This window comes from Richelia intracellularis HH01 (assembly GCF_000350105.1).
GTDB lineage: Bacteria > Cyanobacteriota > Cyanobacteriia > Cyanobacteriales > Nostocaceae > Richelia > Richelia intracellularis.
In genome coordinates this window covers 57,653-75,436 of record NZ_CAIY01000038.1, presented here as the reverse complement: position 1 = coordinate 75,436, position 17,784 = coordinate 57,653, and the positions used below count along the sequence as shown (strand labels likewise).

General features: G+C 35.9%; 8 protein-coding genes. 4 read left to right on the top strand and 4 right to left on the bottom strand.

From position 1 onward, the window contains the following. Positions 1 to 85: 85 nt before the first annotated feature. From RINTHH_RS04640 to RINTHH_RS04630, 3 genes are all read right to left on the bottom strand, one after another. A complete protein-coding gene (locus RINTHH_RS04640; RefSeq protein WP_044304647.1) occupies positions 86 to 1,156 on the bottom strand; it encodes an LOG family protein in 1,071 nt (356 codons plus the stop codon). 429 nt (positions 1,157 to 1,585) lie between these two features. Next, positions 1,586 to 1,924, bottom strand: coding sequence for a thioredoxin (gene trxA / locus RINTHH_RS04635; protein WP_044304638.1), 339 nt, complete (start codon positions 1,922 to 1,924; stop codon positions 1,586 to 1,588). A gap of 845 nt (positions 1,925 to 2,769) precedes the next feature. Beyond that, positions 2,770 to 3,933 carry a GuaB3 family IMP dehydrogenase-related protein gene (locus tag RINTHH_RS04630; protein ID WP_044304645.1) on the bottom strand — a complete coding sequence of 388 codons (1,164 nt, stop codon included), beginning with the start codon at positions 3,931 to 3,933 and terminating at the stop codon, positions 2,770 to 2,772. A 252-nt stretch (positions 3,934 to 4,185) separates the two neighbouring features. Between RINTHH_RS04630 and RINTHH_RS04625 the strand changes: the two genes are divergently transcribed. From RINTHH_RS04625 to lnt, 4 genes are all read left to right on the top strand, one after another. Then, positions 4,186 to 6,594: an endonuclease MutS2 gene (locus RINTHH_RS04625; RefSeq protein ID WP_008233481.1), complete on the top strand. Its 2,409-nt coding sequence runs from the start codon at positions 4,186 to 4,188 to the stop codon at positions 6,592 to 6,594. A 1,001-nt stretch (positions 6,595 to 7,595) separates the two neighbouring features. Continuing rightward, positions 7,596 to 9,011 (top strand): HEAT repeat domain-containing protein, encoded by a 1,416-nt coding sequence (locus RINTHH_RS04620; RefSeq protein ID WP_044304637.1) that lies wholly within the window; start codon positions 7,596 to 7,598, stop codon positions 9,009 to 9,011. A gap of 1,805 nt (positions 9,012 to 10,816) precedes the next feature. Then, the gene (gene gyrA / locus RINTHH_RS04615) at positions 10,817 to 13,453 is read left to right on the top strand and encodes a DNA topoisomerase (ATP-hydrolyzing) subunit A (RefSeq protein ID WP_008233477.1); all 2,637 of its coding nucleotides are present in this window, start codon (positions 10,817 to 10,819) and stop codon (positions 13,451 to 13,453) included. A gap of 157 nt (positions 13,454 to 13,610) precedes the next feature. Next, positions 13,611 to 15,215: an apolipoprotein N-acyltransferase gene (gene lnt / locus RINTHH_RS04610; protein WP_008233476.1), complete on the top strand. Its 1,605-nt coding sequence runs from the start codon at positions 13,611 to 13,613 to the stop codon at positions 15,213 to 15,215. A gap of 914 nt (positions 15,216 to 16,129) precedes the next feature. On the opposite strand, the gene lysS is transcribed toward lnt, so the two are convergent. Further along, positions 16,130 to 17,752 (bottom strand): lysine--tRNA ligase, encoded by a 1,623-nt coding sequence (gene lysS, locus RINTHH_RS04605; RefSeq protein ID WP_008233474.1) that lies wholly within the window; start codon positions 17,750 to 17,752, stop codon positions 16,130 to 16,132. Positions 17,753 to 17,784: the final 32 nt, after the last annotated feature.

The following is a 17,784-nucleotide window of genomic DNA, read 5'->3' as shown; positions in this document are numbered from 1 at the left end:
GGACTTTTGCAGTTTGGGAAAAATGAAAACCCCAGTTTGACTCCCAAGCGATTCTTATTGCCAATTCCAACTTAAGCGAATAACCCTACTTTAGTTCTGAGTGGTCCTTAACTTCTGATAAGGGAGCACCCATTTGATTAATGACTGCAATCATCTGGTAAAGACGACCCAAATCTCTCTGGTTGAAGTATAAAACTAAACGGGGAAATTCAAATGTTTCATCCTGAATCTCTTGAGGCAAAGTTGGACTGCTTTCAATCCTACCTCGAACTAGGATATCACTGAAATTTTGATTGAGTTGTTCCACTTCGGATGCTGATAACTTAGTTTTCAAACGGAGAACTAGGCGATCGCCCACATAACGACTCGAGTGATAGACCTGAAAAAACTTAGTAATAGCTTTACAAGCCACATCTAGATCATCTGTGATTGTATATAAACTTGGGTCTTCGGGACTAATTAACCTGTTTTTAACTAATTGATGGTGAATATATTTGCTCCAAGAATGCCAGTAATCTCCACCAGGTTTATCAATCAATACAAGTGGTATTGGACTAAATTTACCTGTTTGGCTCAAAGTCATACATTCAAATGCTTCATCTTGAGTCCCAAACCCTCCAGGGAATAGGGCAATGGCGTCACTCTCCTTCAGAAGGAACAATTTACGCGTAAAAAAGTATTTGAAGTGAATCAGTTTGGAATCACCTTCTATAATTGGATTTGACTCTTGCTCAAAGGGTAATTTGATATTCAAACCAAAGGAATTATCTCGTCCTGCACCTTCATTACCAGCTTGCATAATCCCACCACCACCACCAGTCAAGATCATAAATCCTAACTTTGAAACACTTCTGGCAAAATCAACTGCCATTTTGTACTCTGGGGTCTCTGAAGATAGTCTTGCCGAGCCAAAAATAGTTACTTTACGTGCATGTCGATAAGTATAAAACAGCTCAAAACCCTGCTCCATATCAGCTAGGCAGGAAGATAATATTTTCCAGTCTAAGCGTTCAATATTATGACTAGCCAAACGTATTATAATTGTCAATGCCTGTTGGATAAATTGCTGATGTTTTAAATTTGGTAAGCGTTCAATCAATTCAGCTATATCCAATTGCAAAGACTTAAATGTATCCAAATAATCTGATGAAGTCATTTTAGTTAACATTTATCAATGGATAATTACTTTGTACTATCAGCATTTATTAATTTTTTATTATTATGGTTTTTTCTGATCATAGTTATTTTATTTTTGCCAATATTCAAATATTTTTAATGTTTTAAACATTTCCCTGTATTTAGATTTGTTTACATGATTGACAGCAATAAAAAATCACCTCTGGTTGCCAGGCCGGAGGTGTATTTTTCAAGGCCTTCGAGACTATTATCCGAAAACCTACTAGGGAAGACAAAGTAATATCCTAGACCACTAAGAATCACAACCAATTAACTCAATTACAGAGGAATAAATGTGCATATTTGAAAAACAAGACAGATACGAAAATACTTTCCTACTAATTGAGTTGAAAGTGATTGAAATAGTGGCCAGAAAAATAAGCATAATTATTCATCTGGCTGAATTTAATTAATTATTTGACTCTCCCAGATATTTTTCAATCGTATTAGCCAGTGTGGTTTTGGGAACGGCCCCAACCACCATATCAACTTTTTGACCACCATTAAAAATCATTAACGTAGGAATACTACGAATACCATACTGACTTGCAACATTAGGATTTTCATCAGTATTCACTTTTACTACTTTTAGCTTCCCATCATATTGGGAAGCAATTTCCTCTACAACTGGGGCTACCATACGGCAGGGCCCACACCAGGGTGCCCAGAAGTCAACTAAAACAGGGACCTCGCTGTCTAATACTTCCTGTTTAAAGGTAGAGTCGGTAACTTGTGCGGCTGCTGACATACTTACAAACCCTTGCTTATTATATTTTTAATTCTGGTGAAGATCTTACCATAGCAAAAACCTTTGCTTAGATTTGGAAGGGATGTAGTTTAATGTAATTTTGCAAAGAAAGACTAGGAAAGTAACAAAATGAGGATACTGTACTTTAAGACTAATTTAATATTACTGAGGACTTAACTAACAAGAATCACTGTATTTAAATAATTAACTGAAATTATTCCCATATGAGTTTGATCACAGTCTGCAGAATAATTTATTTGAGCCATTATTATAAGGTGTTTTTACTATTGTGAGACTTTTTAAATGTCAAATTAAATTATTTTCTTGTATAAGCATATCATGAATAAGATATAAACCATAATTCATGATCCACCCTTTTCCCTTATTGCTTTTCATCTTGTACGTTTATACAGTGCTATAGTTAAATCCGATTTTAGGCAACTCGAAGTAGAAAATAATCAGGATAGTCAAGCATCAAACATCTACAATACTCTATAAGTGTTGTGTAAGCTCCAATTGATGAAATATAGAGCCTGAGAGCTTTTCATAGCCCAGTCTAAATAAAAGGAAGCTATAACAAACATACGAGAATATTTACGTGAAGGAACCGCCCGAACATAAGTCCGGGCGGAGTGTGGTGTGAGGAGTGAACGGAAACATTTGTCTCCGCTATTTTCATTGTAGGCGACATATGGGATTTTTCCAGTTCTTAACTCAAGTGTGTGAAAAAATTTGTTATCCCAGAATACGGAAGTTAGGGAAAAAATCATATACGGAAAAATTCACAGATATTTCTCTCGTTATAAACCCTGTCTGTCTTATTCCCTACGCTCTGTTTTCTTTTTCTATTTACCCATGCCTAATTGTTGAGCTTTTTGATAGACTTTACCCTCAGTCAATAAGGAGGGAGCAATTACAATTTCAACCTTCTGCATTTCTTTGATGTTTTTTACTCCTAGGTTACCCATACTTGTTTTGAGCGCTCCTAGGAAGTTGTGGGTACCATCGTCAATCTCTGCTGGCCCTCTGAGGATTTGTTTTAGAGAACCAGTTTTACCTACCTTTACACGAGTGCCACGGGGTAGCACATTACTTGGTGTTGCCATACCCCAATGGTACCCTCTACCTGGGGCCTCTGTAGCTTTGGCAAATGGGGAACCAATCATCACACCATCAGCACCACAGGCAATACACTTACAAATATCACCACCTGTAATCAAACCACCATCTGCAATTATCGGTACATATTTATCCGTTTCCTGATAATAATCATCTCTAGCTGCAGCACAATCTATGATCGCTGTTGCCTGGGGTATGCCCACACCCAATACACCTCGGGAAGTACAAGCTGCACCGGGACCAATTCCTACTAAAACAGCTGCTGCTCCAGCTTTAATTAAATTCAAGGTGACTTCATAAGTCACACAATTACCCAAAATTACAGGCATCGGTACTTCTTGGCAAAATGAGGTTAAATTCAGGGGAGAGATAGATTCTGGTGAAAGGTGGGCATTGGAGACCACAGTTGCCTGTATAAACAATAAATCGGCTCCTACTTCTTTAATTGCACCACCATATTTACTCATTCCTAGAGGAGTTGCACTAACTGCAGCAATTCCTCCTTCCTGCTTAATCTCCTGAATTCTTCGTTTAATTAATTCTGGCTGAATAGGTGCTGCATATAATTTCTGCATCAAGGGGATAAATTCATCTTTGCCTACAGATGTAATCTGATCTAAAATTGGTTCTGGATTTTCATGCCGAGTTTGAATTCCCTCTAAATTGAGTACACCCAAGGCACCAAGTTTTGACAAGTTTACAGCCATACCCACGTCAACCACCCCATCCATTGCACTAGCAATAATAGGTATTTCCCTTTCAATATTACCTATCTTCCATTTGGTATCTGCCAAACTCGGATCGAGTGTCCTGTTTCCAGGAACTAAGGCTATCTCATCAATTCCATAGACCCTACGAGCTATTTTACCCCGACCAATTTGAATTTCCACGCCTATTTTTTCCATTCTCAAATATGTTTAAGCTAGGGTATCAAATTGTGGGGTGATTTGTATGGCTTTCCCCTATGTGTGGAAATAATTTATGGAATAGGAAACAGAGAAATGCTCTAGACTAAACAATGTAATCCATAAAAATCTAAAATATTAACTAGCTTTCCGGAACAGCCATGCTAGTAACTTAACTTTTTTGGCTGTAATCAGCATAAGTTGTTCATTTACAAATCCAAAATCAAAAATTGACCCTTGATCCATTCAGAAACCCTAGAAATATTAGAATGGCATCGCCTCTGTCAGCATCTATCCACTTTTACAGCGACCAAACTAGGGGCGATTGCTATAGAGAATTTACAAATCCCTCTCTCTCTCGTTGAGAGTAAGTATTTATTATCACAAACTAAGGAGATTTATGAGCTTGATAACCGGTTATTAAATGGTTTACCTTTTGAGGGAATCAAGGATATTGGTGATTCCCTGGAGAGATCTGAAATAAAAGGAATATTAACAGGGGAGGAACTATTAGCAATTGCTACTACCCTGGCTGCGGCACGCAATCTCCGTAGGATAATTGGCAATCATTCGGACCTAGAGGTTCTTAATCAGTTAGTAGCCGATTTACGCACATATCCGGAGTTAGAGAAAGAAATACATCTCTGTATTGACGAACAGGGTGGGGTTACAGACAGAGCGAGTCAAAAGTTAGCTGACACACGCCAAAACTTCCGAAAGATACGCAGCCAGATACACCAGAAGTTACAGAATATTTTACAGGTTAAAAGTAATTCTGTTCAAGAACAGATTTTTACACAAAGGGGTGATCGTTTTGTAATCCCTGTAAAAGCCTCCCACAAGGAGAATATCCGCGGTATAGTTCATGATATCTCTACTAGTGGTATGACACTCTACATTGAACCCAATTCTATCGTCTCAATGGGCAATGAACTGAGGACGCTAGCTATACAGGAAAAACTTGAAGAAGAACGAATTCGTTTCTCCCTTACGGAACATGTGGCAAACTTCAAGACCGATTTAGAAAAAGTATTGGTAACACTTACCATTTTAGATATGGCAAATGCCAAGGCTAGGTATAGTTTGTGGTTAGAGGCAACCTCCCCCAGGATACTTGATCCGCGGGACCAAGAAATACTTGTATTGCAGGGATTACGTCATCCCCTTTTAATATGGCAACAACAGTATGAGGGAGGTAAAACGGTTGTACCAATAGACTTATTGATTAAACCAGAAATCAAAGTAGTTGCTATTACTGGTCCCAATACAGGTGGTAAAACTGTTACCCTGAAGACCTTGGGTTTAGTGGCTTTAATGGCAAAGGTAGGTTTATTTATTCCAGCTAAAGAGCCGGTTGAAATACCATGGTTTGACCAAATATTAGTGGATATTGGAGATGAACAGTCATTGCAGCAAAGTTTATCTACATTTTCTGGACATATTTGCCGTATTATCAGGATTTTAAATGCCTTATCTGAAAAAAGTGCATCCTTAGTGTTACTGGATGAAGTGGGAGCAGGAACCGATCCTGTAGAAGGAAATGCCTTAGCAATTGCTATTTTGCAATACCTTGCAGATAATGCCCAGTTAACCATTGCCACTACGCACTTCGGGGAACTCAAATCCCTCAAATACGAAGATGAGCGATTTGAAAATGCTTCTGTGGAATTTGATGAAATTACTCTTTCACCCACTTATAGGTTATTATGGGGCATTCCCGGACGTTCTAATGCTTTAATGATAGCTAGCCACTTAGGATTGAAACCAGAAATCATAAAGCAGGCAGAATCCAAACTAGTGAGGGGTACAAATGAAGTTAACCAAGTAATTGCTGGATTGGAAGCACAACGGCGTAGTCAAGAAACCAAAGCTGACCAGTTGGAAAACTTATTAAAACAAGCGGAACTTTTATACAAAGAGGTAAATACCAAAGCCAGCTCCCTAGAAGAACGAGAAAAGATCTTAAAGGAATCTCAGGAAATTGCCGTTCAAAGAGCAATTTTCCAAGCAAAAGGGGAAATTGCTCAGGTGATCCACCGTTTGCAACAAGGTACACCCACTGCTCAAGAAGCTCAAGAAGCTACTAATGCCTTGCAAAAAATAGCTGAGAAGTTCATATTACCAGCAACACCAAAAACAAGAATAGACTTTATTCCAAAAGTAGGTGATCGTATCCGCATTCCCAAATTGTCGCAAATAGCCGAAGTCATCACATTACCCAATGAAAACTGTGAATTGAACGTCCGTATTGGGATTATGAAAATGACAGTCAAATTGGCAGATATTGAATCCCTGGATGGAAAGAAATCCCAAGCCCTTATTAAAGAACAAAAAAACCGTAAAGTTAATAACAGTAAGCAAAAAACTTCTGGAAAAGAGTCTGCAGAGACTACATCTATACTGTTAATACGGACTTCAAAAAATACATTTGATATTCGTGGTAAACGAATAACAGATGCGGAGATGATTTTGGAAAAAGTAATAACTGAAACCACAGGGATAATCTGGATAATCCATGGACATGGTACAGGTAAATTGAGGCAGGGAGTCCAGGAATTTTTACACAGGAATCCCAAAATAAGCCACTTCGAAACTGCACCACAAAAAGAGGGTGGTACAGGGGTTACTATTGCTCATATAAGGTAGGTTGAATATATGAAAATCAAAAAATAAAATTAGCTCATTTTTGTCATAACTAATTTCTTTAACCTTGCTTCATGAACTCTTTATTTTTAATTCTTAAGTATTACTTTAAAGACGCTTTGTAAAAAAAATATGGCATTTATGATATTTTTTTCCCTAACCTAAATAGGGTTTTAGACTTATTCAACATTTGTAAAAGATGACTAGGCAGAAACTATCACATTGATTCGTTCAATTCTAATAATCCCTGTTTGGAGTTTGGAAAAAATCTTATTCACCATACTCATAAAGGCAATTTGATTATAATTAGGAATTTTATTGATTATAATGGTAATATATAAAGCTCGCTAAGGAGAAAAATAATTTAAGTACTTTCAAGTAAAATTTGAATGGAGATTTTGAATAATATTTATAGTCAGTATTCAAGTTAAATTCCGCAACCCCATGTTTGTATTAGTAAGGCTTGTTTTGTATTGCTATCAAATCTTAAAATTTAAGAATCTATTATCATTAAATATCAAAAGGTTGTCAAAATATTTCAGGTAGATTTAGGACAAATGTTAATTCCCTCGAAGGAGTCATAAGAACTGAATAAATTTTGTTACAATTAGAGCCTGGCCAAAATCTATTAAATGTTAGAAAAAATTAATTAACTTGCCACGTCAAAATAACAACTTATTAACTTCATTCACTATATGTTAAACACAATGACTTACTAAAAATACAGTTAAAATATACTCAGCCAGAAGAAATTCTTAGTATTACAAGTGAACAAGGATTTAATTTCTCTCCAGAAAATCAAGGGAAATTTAGAAATCTTTGGGCAAGAGTTTATTTCTGCCCCTATAGAGACAATATCAATGGGATTTATCCCGTGCTTTATCCACTAGGTTTTAATTCACTTGCAGATTATTCCCAGTCAAAATGTTCCCCATATGATAGTGAGGAAAATCCTGACTATCGTTAAGTTAGCTAGGAAAACACCTTACAGAAGTAAAAGGAAAATGATTATTACAGATTCTGCCAGAACTATCAATGACGCCAAAACAGCAATTTCCGCTTTGAAGTTGAGTGATGATAATGGAACTCGCTATTATGCAGCTTGGTGGTTAGGAAAACATCGTATTTATGAATCTATTCATCTACTATGTGAATGTTTGAAAGATGAGCGAGATGTGACAGCTCTGGAAGGTTATCCTCTTCGTCGTCAGGCAGCACGTTCATTGGGGATGTTAAAAGATTCCCGGGCATTACCAGCATTAATTGAAGCTTTAGACTGCTTGGACCTTAAAGTACAAGAAGTAGTAATTCAAGCATTAAAGGATATTGGTAATAGTGCAGCAATTCCAGCCCTTATTGACTTTCTAAATGCAGATACTGAAGATAAACCATTAGAAGCTTTGATAGAGGCTTTAGCAAAATTTAAGGTTTGGCAAGTCCAAGATAAAATTAGACCTTTCCTACAACATTCTTCTGAAAGAGTAAAATGTTCAGCAGCTCAATATTTTTATACCCTAACTCTTGAACCTCATTACCTAAAAATACTTTTTCGAACGCTACATCATGAGAATCGGTTTTTACGTTATGCGGCAGCATTTGATATTTCGGCACTTGGTCAAATTGAATTTGCCCCATTAATTATGGATGCACAGATACCTAATAATATCAAGTTAGCAACTATTAAGCGTATTTTGGAATCTGTCTTACAAAATAAAATGGAAACAGAAGTCAAACGGCAAGAGCAAGAAGATTTATTATTTCAAATTATTGATCAGCTATTACTAGATGCAATTGAAGGAAACATTCCCAGATTAAATACATTAGATTCAAATTTGGAAGTTGAGAAAATTACGAAATTGGTAAATCAACTAAGCACAAGTTCTCAAAAAGTAATTGAAAGATCTACCTCAAAATTATTCTCGGCATTGAAATCCCAACATCCTAATATTCAAGCAGCAGCAATCAAGGGATTAGTTAAGTTAGCACCAGGCATTATTGATTCTATAATTCGTGTCTTCGATCTTGATAATGATGGCGATTTGGATTTGAGAGCTGGACTTACTCAGGTTCTTATGGAAATTGGTGATCCGAGAACATTATTTTTATTGGAAAAGGTTATTGGTTTTGAAGTAGCAGCTGATCATTGTCAGGGTAAAGTTCGCAGAGTGGCATCTCGGGCCTTAGGTAAAATTGGTTGTCGAGCTTGCAGTCCAGAAGTTATTGTACGTGTGATTGAAAAACTTAAATGGACATTATCACAGCCAGATGATTGGGCACTTCGTTATAGTGCAGCTGTTTCTCTTGGAGAAATTGGGAATAATGATGCAATTTTAGCCTTACAAGCAGCATTTGAAGATGAATCTGATATAGCTGTAAAAAGAAGGATTGAAAGAGCATATAGTCCTTTACAAAGTACCTAAAATGTTAAGCAATAACTTACTAGACTACAACTAAATTCATTGTAACTAAATACATAAAGTTTTTTCGACTTTGAATTATGTGAAGTTCTTTATTATTTTTAGTATTTCTTGATATTAATCATTGTCTTTCTAGGATATTTTTCGGTCTATTTATAATATATTAAGTACTAATCTAACTGTATAAAATTTTCATGAATTATGCTATCAATACAAAGCAAAATAGATTATCAATTAGTAAAATTTATTTAAAATAAGGCACTTAGTTATTATCAATTATTTTTATAACAAATACCTTTCATTTTTCTTAATCTATATTGCAAATATATCTAGTCGATTTATTCAAACCCACATGTTACCTAAAAATTACCAGATACGAAAGTATAATAGATATTTTTATGGTGAGCTGCTTATTATCATAGGTATTAATGAAACAATTATTATGATAAATAAACCAAAAAATTGACAAGTTTTGACCTAATATATTTTAGAGTATCATACAAATAAAGTATTATTGGTCTTAGCTGTTGATTTTAGCAGAACCTAGATTAATTGTAAATATTTACCTATTAAGTATCTATTAAGAAGCAGCTAGATAAACTAAGAAGGCAGTTTGGAAATGTATTGAAGTGGTATGAATAAAAAAATAGCATACATTAATATGTAATAATTTAATTATTATAAGTCATATTTAGGCCAGCTTCAGAAAATACTTGAACTATCATTAAAACTAAATTTGCTAACATTAGGTGATCCTTGTAACTTTTTATTAAAACATAAACTTTTCAGAGCCGGAATATCTGCAGAAAACACAATTATATATGTTAAATAAATGAGTTGCAAAGTTTCTATGCGATATGTAACAGACATAGACTGAATATACCGGAAGCATGATTCCATACAAAACCTAATCAAATATACGAATGTAGTATTAAATTAATAGAGACAAAATTATAGGTTTATAGATAATACACTTATATTTTCATGATTAATTATTTTGATACTTAGTTTATTTACTACAATTTAGCTTATAACTATGTATATAATATAACATTATTGTTAATTCCAATAGACCTACATTCTATATTCTTTAGAGTACAATTTGATAGCATGATAAATATATTTTTATGGTTACATAAATTATCTTTATTCTAATTAAAGGCTTTCATAAAACTTTTCCATATTTGATTCAATTAAAATTGATGTTAAGCAACTCCTACATTACAGCCCTAAATTATTCCCTAATAAATTTATTATAAAAAGTTATTTGTTGATTATTGATAGTGAATATGTTGTAAATACTATACTTATGATTTTGTTATGATTTTGCCTCTCAAAGACCTACTTTAAAAGTCTGACACATTACACTACTTATAATATAAGCAATATGAACTTATCACCATCTGATTTGTAAAAATACAGTACAGATAACCACAGTTATAAAGGTAATATCTGTTAGGCCATAAAACTGATATAAACCATTGAATTATCCTAATAAATATTGCCCATCTTGTTGATTAAAGCAAATAGAATATGTCTTTTATCTGGACAGGCCCTAATTTGGTACTCAATACATTTAAGACAAGGTTTATGTTTAAACCCATTTCAAATACAAAGTCCTCTGGGTCTTACTAACATAGGATTTGCTCTTACTTACTGTTATAGTCCACAAATTATACAACTAGAAGAGACAATTATGTTAGAATTTAAATTGGCTTATAATAAGCCTTCCAACTAAATTGGAGACAATTTGCCATTGTGTAAATCATAGGGCAAAAGCTAGCTATAATTTTGGAGTTTTTACGGTTATGACAACCTCCCAGGAGAGGATCATCCCAACGAATCTACGGAATGAAGTCTCTAGGTCTTACCTGGAGTATGCTATGAGCGTAATTGTAGGTCGGGCGTTGCCAGATGCAAGGGATGGTCTTAAACCTGTGCATCGTCGTATTCTGTACGCCATGTATGAGTTGGGGTTGACTGCAGACAAACCATTTAGGAAATGCGCCCGTGTGGTAGGGGAAGTACTAGGAAAATATCACCCCCATGGTGATACAGCTGTATATGATGCATTAGTGCGTATGGCACAAGAATTTTCCATGAGAGCACCCCTGATCCAAGGGCATGGAAACTTTGGTTCTGTGGACAACGATCCCCCTGCAGCGATGCGTTATACGGAATGTCGCCTACAATCCCTAGCTAGCATGGCACTTTTACAGGATATTGAGTCAGAAACTGTAGATTTCATCAATAACTTTGATGGCTCTCAACAAGAACCAACAGTAATGCCAGCAGTGGTACCACAGTTGTTGCTGAATGGTTCATCTGGTATTGCTGTAGGAATGGCAACTAATATCCCCCCCCATAATCTGGGTGAATTGATTGATGGTGTTGTGGCAATGATTCACAAACCTGAAATTACCAGTGAGGAGTTAATTGAATATATTCATGGCCCTGATTTTCCCACCGGGGGCCAGATTCTGGGAACCTCAGCTATAAAAGAGGCTTATACGCTGGGACGGGGTTCAATAGCTGTTCGGAGTGTTGCAAGTATCGAGACTATTGAGCAAAGGGGCAGACCAGATAGAGAGGCTATTATTATTACAGAGTTGCCCTACCAAATCAATAAAGCAGCTCTAGTTGAGAAAATAGCTGAATTAGTTAATGATAAAAGAATTACAGGCATTGCAGATATTCGAGATGAAAGTGATCGTGATGGAATGCGAATTGTAATTGAACTTAAGCTAGATGCCTATCCTCAAGTAATATTAAATAACCTATATAAACAAACACCACTACAAACCAACTTTGGTGCCAATATGCTGGCACTTGTAAATGGAGAACCACATGTACTAAATTTAAAACAATTCTTACAGGTTTTTCTTGATTTCCGAATAGAGGTTATTACTCGAAGAACCCAGTACGAACTGCGAAAATCAGAAGAAAGAGATCATTTATTACAAGGTTTGTTGATTGCTTTATCCCACCTAGATGCAATTATTTCCCTAATTCGCCATTCTGCTGATATACCTACCGCAAAGATACAGTTAATCAACGTCTACGGCTTATCAGAACCTCAGTCAGACGCAATTTTGCAAATGCAATTACGAAGATTGACCGCTTTAGAATCTGATAAAATTCACAAGGAGCACAAGGCATTACAAGAAAAGATTACTGATTTACAGGATATTCTCTTGAAAAGAGAAAGAATTCTAAAAATTATTGAAACAGAAGTCACTCAAATCAAAGCCAACCATGCTACGCCACGACGTACAATAATTGCTCATATGGAAGGTGATATTGATGACATTGATTTAATTGCCAATGACAAAGCAATTATCCTTCTTACAGAACAAGGGTATATCAAACGTATGCCCGTTAATACTTTTGAGGCTCAAAGCAGGGCAACGAGGGGAAAGGCTGCTGCTAAAGTAAAAAATGATGATACAGTAGAGCATTTCTTGAGTTGTTGTGATCATGATAGCGTACTGTTCTTTAGTGATCGAGGCGTTGTTTACTGTCTTAAAGCCTATCAAATTACTATGGGCTCTCGTACTAGTCGGGGTACACCGATTGTACAAATGCTACCAATTCCTAAGAAAGAAAAAATTACTTCTATCATTCCGGTCAATGAATTCACTGATGATGAATACCTAGTTATGCTTACCCAAGGAGGTAATATTAAAAAAACTTCCCTGTCCGCATTCAGTAATATTCGTGCCAATGGTTTAATTGCTATTTCTCTAGAAAAAGGGGATCAACTACGATGGGTGAGAAAAGCAAAAGCAGAAGATTCCATAATTGTGGGCTCTCGTAATGGTATGGCAATTCATTTCCGTTGTAATCATGAGCAATTAAGACCTTTGGGAAGAGCAACCAGAGGGGTAAGAGCTATGAAGTTGAAGAAAGGTGATCAATTGGTGGGTATGGATATTATCCCGGCAGTGATAATTGCTGATGTTCCTAGTATCCTGGAAAATGAACATGAAGGAGAGATGGAAATAGAAGATATTGTTAATGGGGAAACCATAGAAGTATCCGGAAATAGTAATTATGGCCCTTGGGTATTGGTTATTACTAATGGTGGTTACGGGAAGCGGGTTCCTATGCCACATTTCCGATTGCAAAACCGAGCCGGTCAGGGTTTAATGGTGACTAAGTTCAAGAACAGCAAAACAAAAGATAAACTGGCATCCTTGCAAATCGTCAAAGATGAAGACGAAATTATGATGGTAACCAATCGCGGCATTATAATCAGACAAGCAGTAAATGCAATTTCAATTCAATCCCGTTCTGCAACAGGAGTGAAAGTACAGCGTTTGGATGGAGATGATGCTATTACTGGAGTTGCGATAGTTCCTCCAGATACTAGGGAGGATGAAGGAGAATCTGAATTATCACAAGTATCATATTCTGAGACCGAAAGTTATCTTCCAGAGAATTGAGTTTTCTGGAAGATAACTTTTTTTCTTAGAATCGGGTTGTTAACTCTCGGTTATAAGATGTAAAAGCATACTCACTACTCTTCACTGCTATCCCTGCCAGAGGCAAAAACTTTTATGTTTTTCTAGCTTTTCTCCTTTCTCACAACCACCATGATCAATGAAATTGTCAACCATACCACACAAAATTTTACCATCTAATGTGTCTAAAGCTTTCCTAAGTGGTGTTTTAATGGGAATGACAGTTGCTCCAGTTGGTGCTTGGTTTTTAGCATGGTTTGCTCTGGTTCCCCTTTGGCTTATGATTTTTGATAAAGAACCAAAGAGGAAATTATACTTTCATATTTCCCTAGTATCTATTGCCTGGGGTATTGGTTACCATGGTACATCCCTATCTTGGATTACAAGTATTCACCCCATGACTTGGATGAAGGTTTCTTGGTTAGCTAGTTTGGGAATTTCTTTGTTTTGCTGGGTGTTTATTACATTTTGGGGAGCAATTTTACTATTACCATGGGGTATAGGACTATTTTTGCTAACAAGTAAACTTAATAGCCTATCTCGTGTTCTTGTGGGTACAGCACTATGGTGTGGTCTGGAAGCGATTTGGAGTTATGGTCCACTTTGGTGGAGTTCCCTTTCCTACACTCAAAGCCCCAATAACCTAATAGTTCTACATATAGGTCAAATTTCTGGTCCTAATACAGTGACAGCAGCAATTGTGGCAGTTAATGGTTTGATTGCTGAAGCCTATAAAGCAAACAGAGCAAGAGAGAGCTATATACTAGAAATGGAGCTTAAGTTACGAACCATCGTTCAATTCCAGTATTATTTATTACCTCTTACCCTCTTTTTGATGGTTCATATAATAGGTTGGAGTTTATATAAGGTTCCCCTTAATCAAACAGCAGAAACAGCTTTAAAAGTAGGGATTATTCAAGGTAATATTCCCAATACCATTAAGCTATATCCAGAAGGTTTATATAAAGCCATAACAGGCTACACTATGGGGTATATAAACTTAGTAAAACAAGGGGTAAATGTAGTATTAACCCCAGAGGGAGCTTTGCCTTTTTTTGAAGAGCGAATTATGGCTAGTCCCTTAGTAGCAGCAGTAAAAGATAAAGGTGTAGTTGCTTGGATTGGGGGTTTTGCACCATATCAAGATAGTGAGTATACCAATAGTGTATTTACTGTTACTAGGGAGGGGGAAGTTTTTAGCCGTTATGATAAGGTAAAACTAGTACCTCTCGGTGAGTATGTCCCTTTTAAAGAGATTCTGGGTACTGCAATTAGCAGGTTATCACCCTTGAAAGCAAACCAAGTCCATGGTCTGGAAACCCAAGTATTTGATACTCCTTTCGGAAGGGCAATTATTGCTATTTGCTATGAGTCTGCCTTTTCTGAAAGATTTCGTTATCAAGCTTCTGTAGGTGGACAGTTTATTCTCAGCTCTTCTAATGATGCTCATTATAGTGCAGCAATGCCAGCTCAACATCATGCTTTAGATATCATGCGAGCAATCGAAAATGATAGATGGGCTGTGAGAGCTACAAATACCGGATATTCAGCGTTTGTTAATCCTCATGGTAGAACTTTGTGGATATCAGGACACAATACTTATGAAATTAAGGCAGAGACGATTTATAAGCGACAAACCCAAACTCTATATGTGCGTTGGGGTGACTGGCTAACTTCTGTATTGTTAGTATTGGGTGGGAGCATGTTAATAGTGGAGATACTTCATAAGCATAAGGTCAAATAGTTACAGAGAAGAGAGTAAGTAGAATTATACTACTGGTGTAAAACCAAGGTTTAGATATGAATCAAAGCAATATAAAACTCTTCAATCAGGAATATATTTTAATACTTTATATTTTTGTGAATTTAATAAATACTAACAACTAATACTACATTATGTACAGGTAAAAAGCTCAAATATTATTGATTATATATTTTGGGATTTCAAGAAAAGTCTGACATAATGAAATGCTAATCCAATAGATTAAGCTATTATAGTGCACTTATATTTATAGGCTGGAAATAATTGAATAATTCTTCTGTACAAAGAAAAAGTCTTGGTGCTTTTAATAGATTGGGTAATAAATAACATCTAATAGACTGGGTAATAACAGCGATTTTGACCTCTGAATATTCAATGTTATTTGATATAAAAATAATGTTTGCCTTTCTAGCATAGAGTTGAGTGATAATCATTGCCAGGCAGAATATTCACTACTGCTTTATAAATTCATGAATATCCCCTTTCCCAATAAATACTTACCATCAATTGTTTAATATATGTGGAATTAATAAATTCTACATACGAATTTTAGAGAAATAACGAATACCTTGAGAATGTAACCGCTCATCTGACTTCAACCTTTTCAAATTCACCCTCTACTTTATGAATTAGGACTTCTATATACAAAAATCTTACATTTTAGAACTTATATGAGAGATCAAAACTACTCTGCTCTGTAACCTTTGTAATCTTAATAGTACTTTATGATATTACGGAGGTGTTAGTAACACTAATGTAGTTAAGGAAATGCTGTCAACCTTTGACGACTTTATAGTTTATATATTTTACTGGGAGGGCTGTTAAAAACAGCCCTATAAAGAGAAAGAAATAGGTATTTCAGACTCTATATATATCTATAAAAGTCAATTTCAGCCTTAAGGTTCTGTGGTTTGTTCAGCCAAATCAGATTTAGATTTGTTCAACGCAATTACGTCATGGATACGAGAAATAACAAAAGATTTATCCAGGTAAGATAACAAAGTGCCTGCCTTAGGTCCTCTTACTTTACCTAAGAAAGACAGGTATATCGACTGAAAAGCATTAGCAGGATTAATTTCTAGCTCTTTTGAAATGGAAAAAATAGCAATTTGTAACTCTTCACTTTCCCAACTAGTCAATGTTTCTAGGTTTTTCGTTAATTTTTCTAAGTAAGTAATTTGTTCTGAAGATAAATTAATAGCTTTCTTTGGAACTTCCTGTAGATAAATCACCAATTTTTCTTCTTCATCTGCATAATCTTGCAGCCATTTTTGTGCAGTTGCAACTCTTTGATTGATTATTTGCCAATCAAACTCATTTAATACCTTAGGACTACGTTTGGCTATTTCCTCTTTAATATCTAAATGTGGGATTTGTAATAAGGAAATGATAGTACTGAAATTAAAGGAATTATAAGGCTTAATTTGATCGCCTACTTGGGCATAAAATAAAGGCATCAAATCCTTAGTCAATTTGCAATCATTATCTTTTAATTCGTCATAGTTATCTACATACTTGCTCACTAATGTGTCGTAGTCTCTTAATAACCTAGTAATAGTCTCGTAATTAGGGGCAAAGTTAATTGCTGTTCGCGGTTGTGTACGTAATACTAGAAAACGCAATAATTCTGGGGGGAGCAATTCGGCAATTTCTACAGCACTAGAACCCAAACCCTTAGAAGAACTCATTTTTGTACCATTTACAAGAATGAATTCATAGGGGGAATGTAATGGTGGTTGTTTTTTTAATACTTTGTAGCAGATGGCATTTGCTACATCCCGGGACCCACCCTTTTGGGAGTGATCCTTGCCAGCCATTTCAATGGTGACACCCAATAAATCCCACTTGGCAACCCATTCAACTTTCCATGGCAATTTACCATTACCATCAAAGGGGGAAACCCAACCAGAGTGGCCACAACCTGCTACCCACTTAGTGGCATTTGGCCTACAAGTATAAAAAACTTCTGAACCATTGTAATCTGTAACAATTGTGGTGGCAATTTTGCCGCACTTTTCACACACAATTTGAAATGGATACCAGTTATCAGGACGCTCGGCTTTACTTACCTCTTTATAAACTTCTCTAACAAGGTGGGCATTTTGTAAGAAAGTATCAATATGTTTGTTCAGTTTACCCAAACGATATAAATCACGAAGGTAATAAACTTCTGGTTTGACCCCTAAATACTCAAATACTCCCAGAAACTCACCCATGAAATACTTGGCATAATCACTATTTGGATCTTCCGGTGAAGGTGTATTACACAATGGGAAACCAAGATAGGGAGAAAATTTCTCCCTATCTAAATACTTTGGAATAGTATCAAATGCATCATAGTCATCAACTCCATACAAAAATTTGACAGGCCTACCTGCTTGTTTTAGGGCACGGTAAATAACATCATGGATAACTACCCCCCGTAATGAACCCACATGCACTCTTCCTGAAGGGGTTTTTGAATCATTAACTATTTCGTGACCTTTTGTATCAGCAGCAATTTTATCAGCCCAAAACATTATTTTCTAATATTATCTATACTCCACAGTTT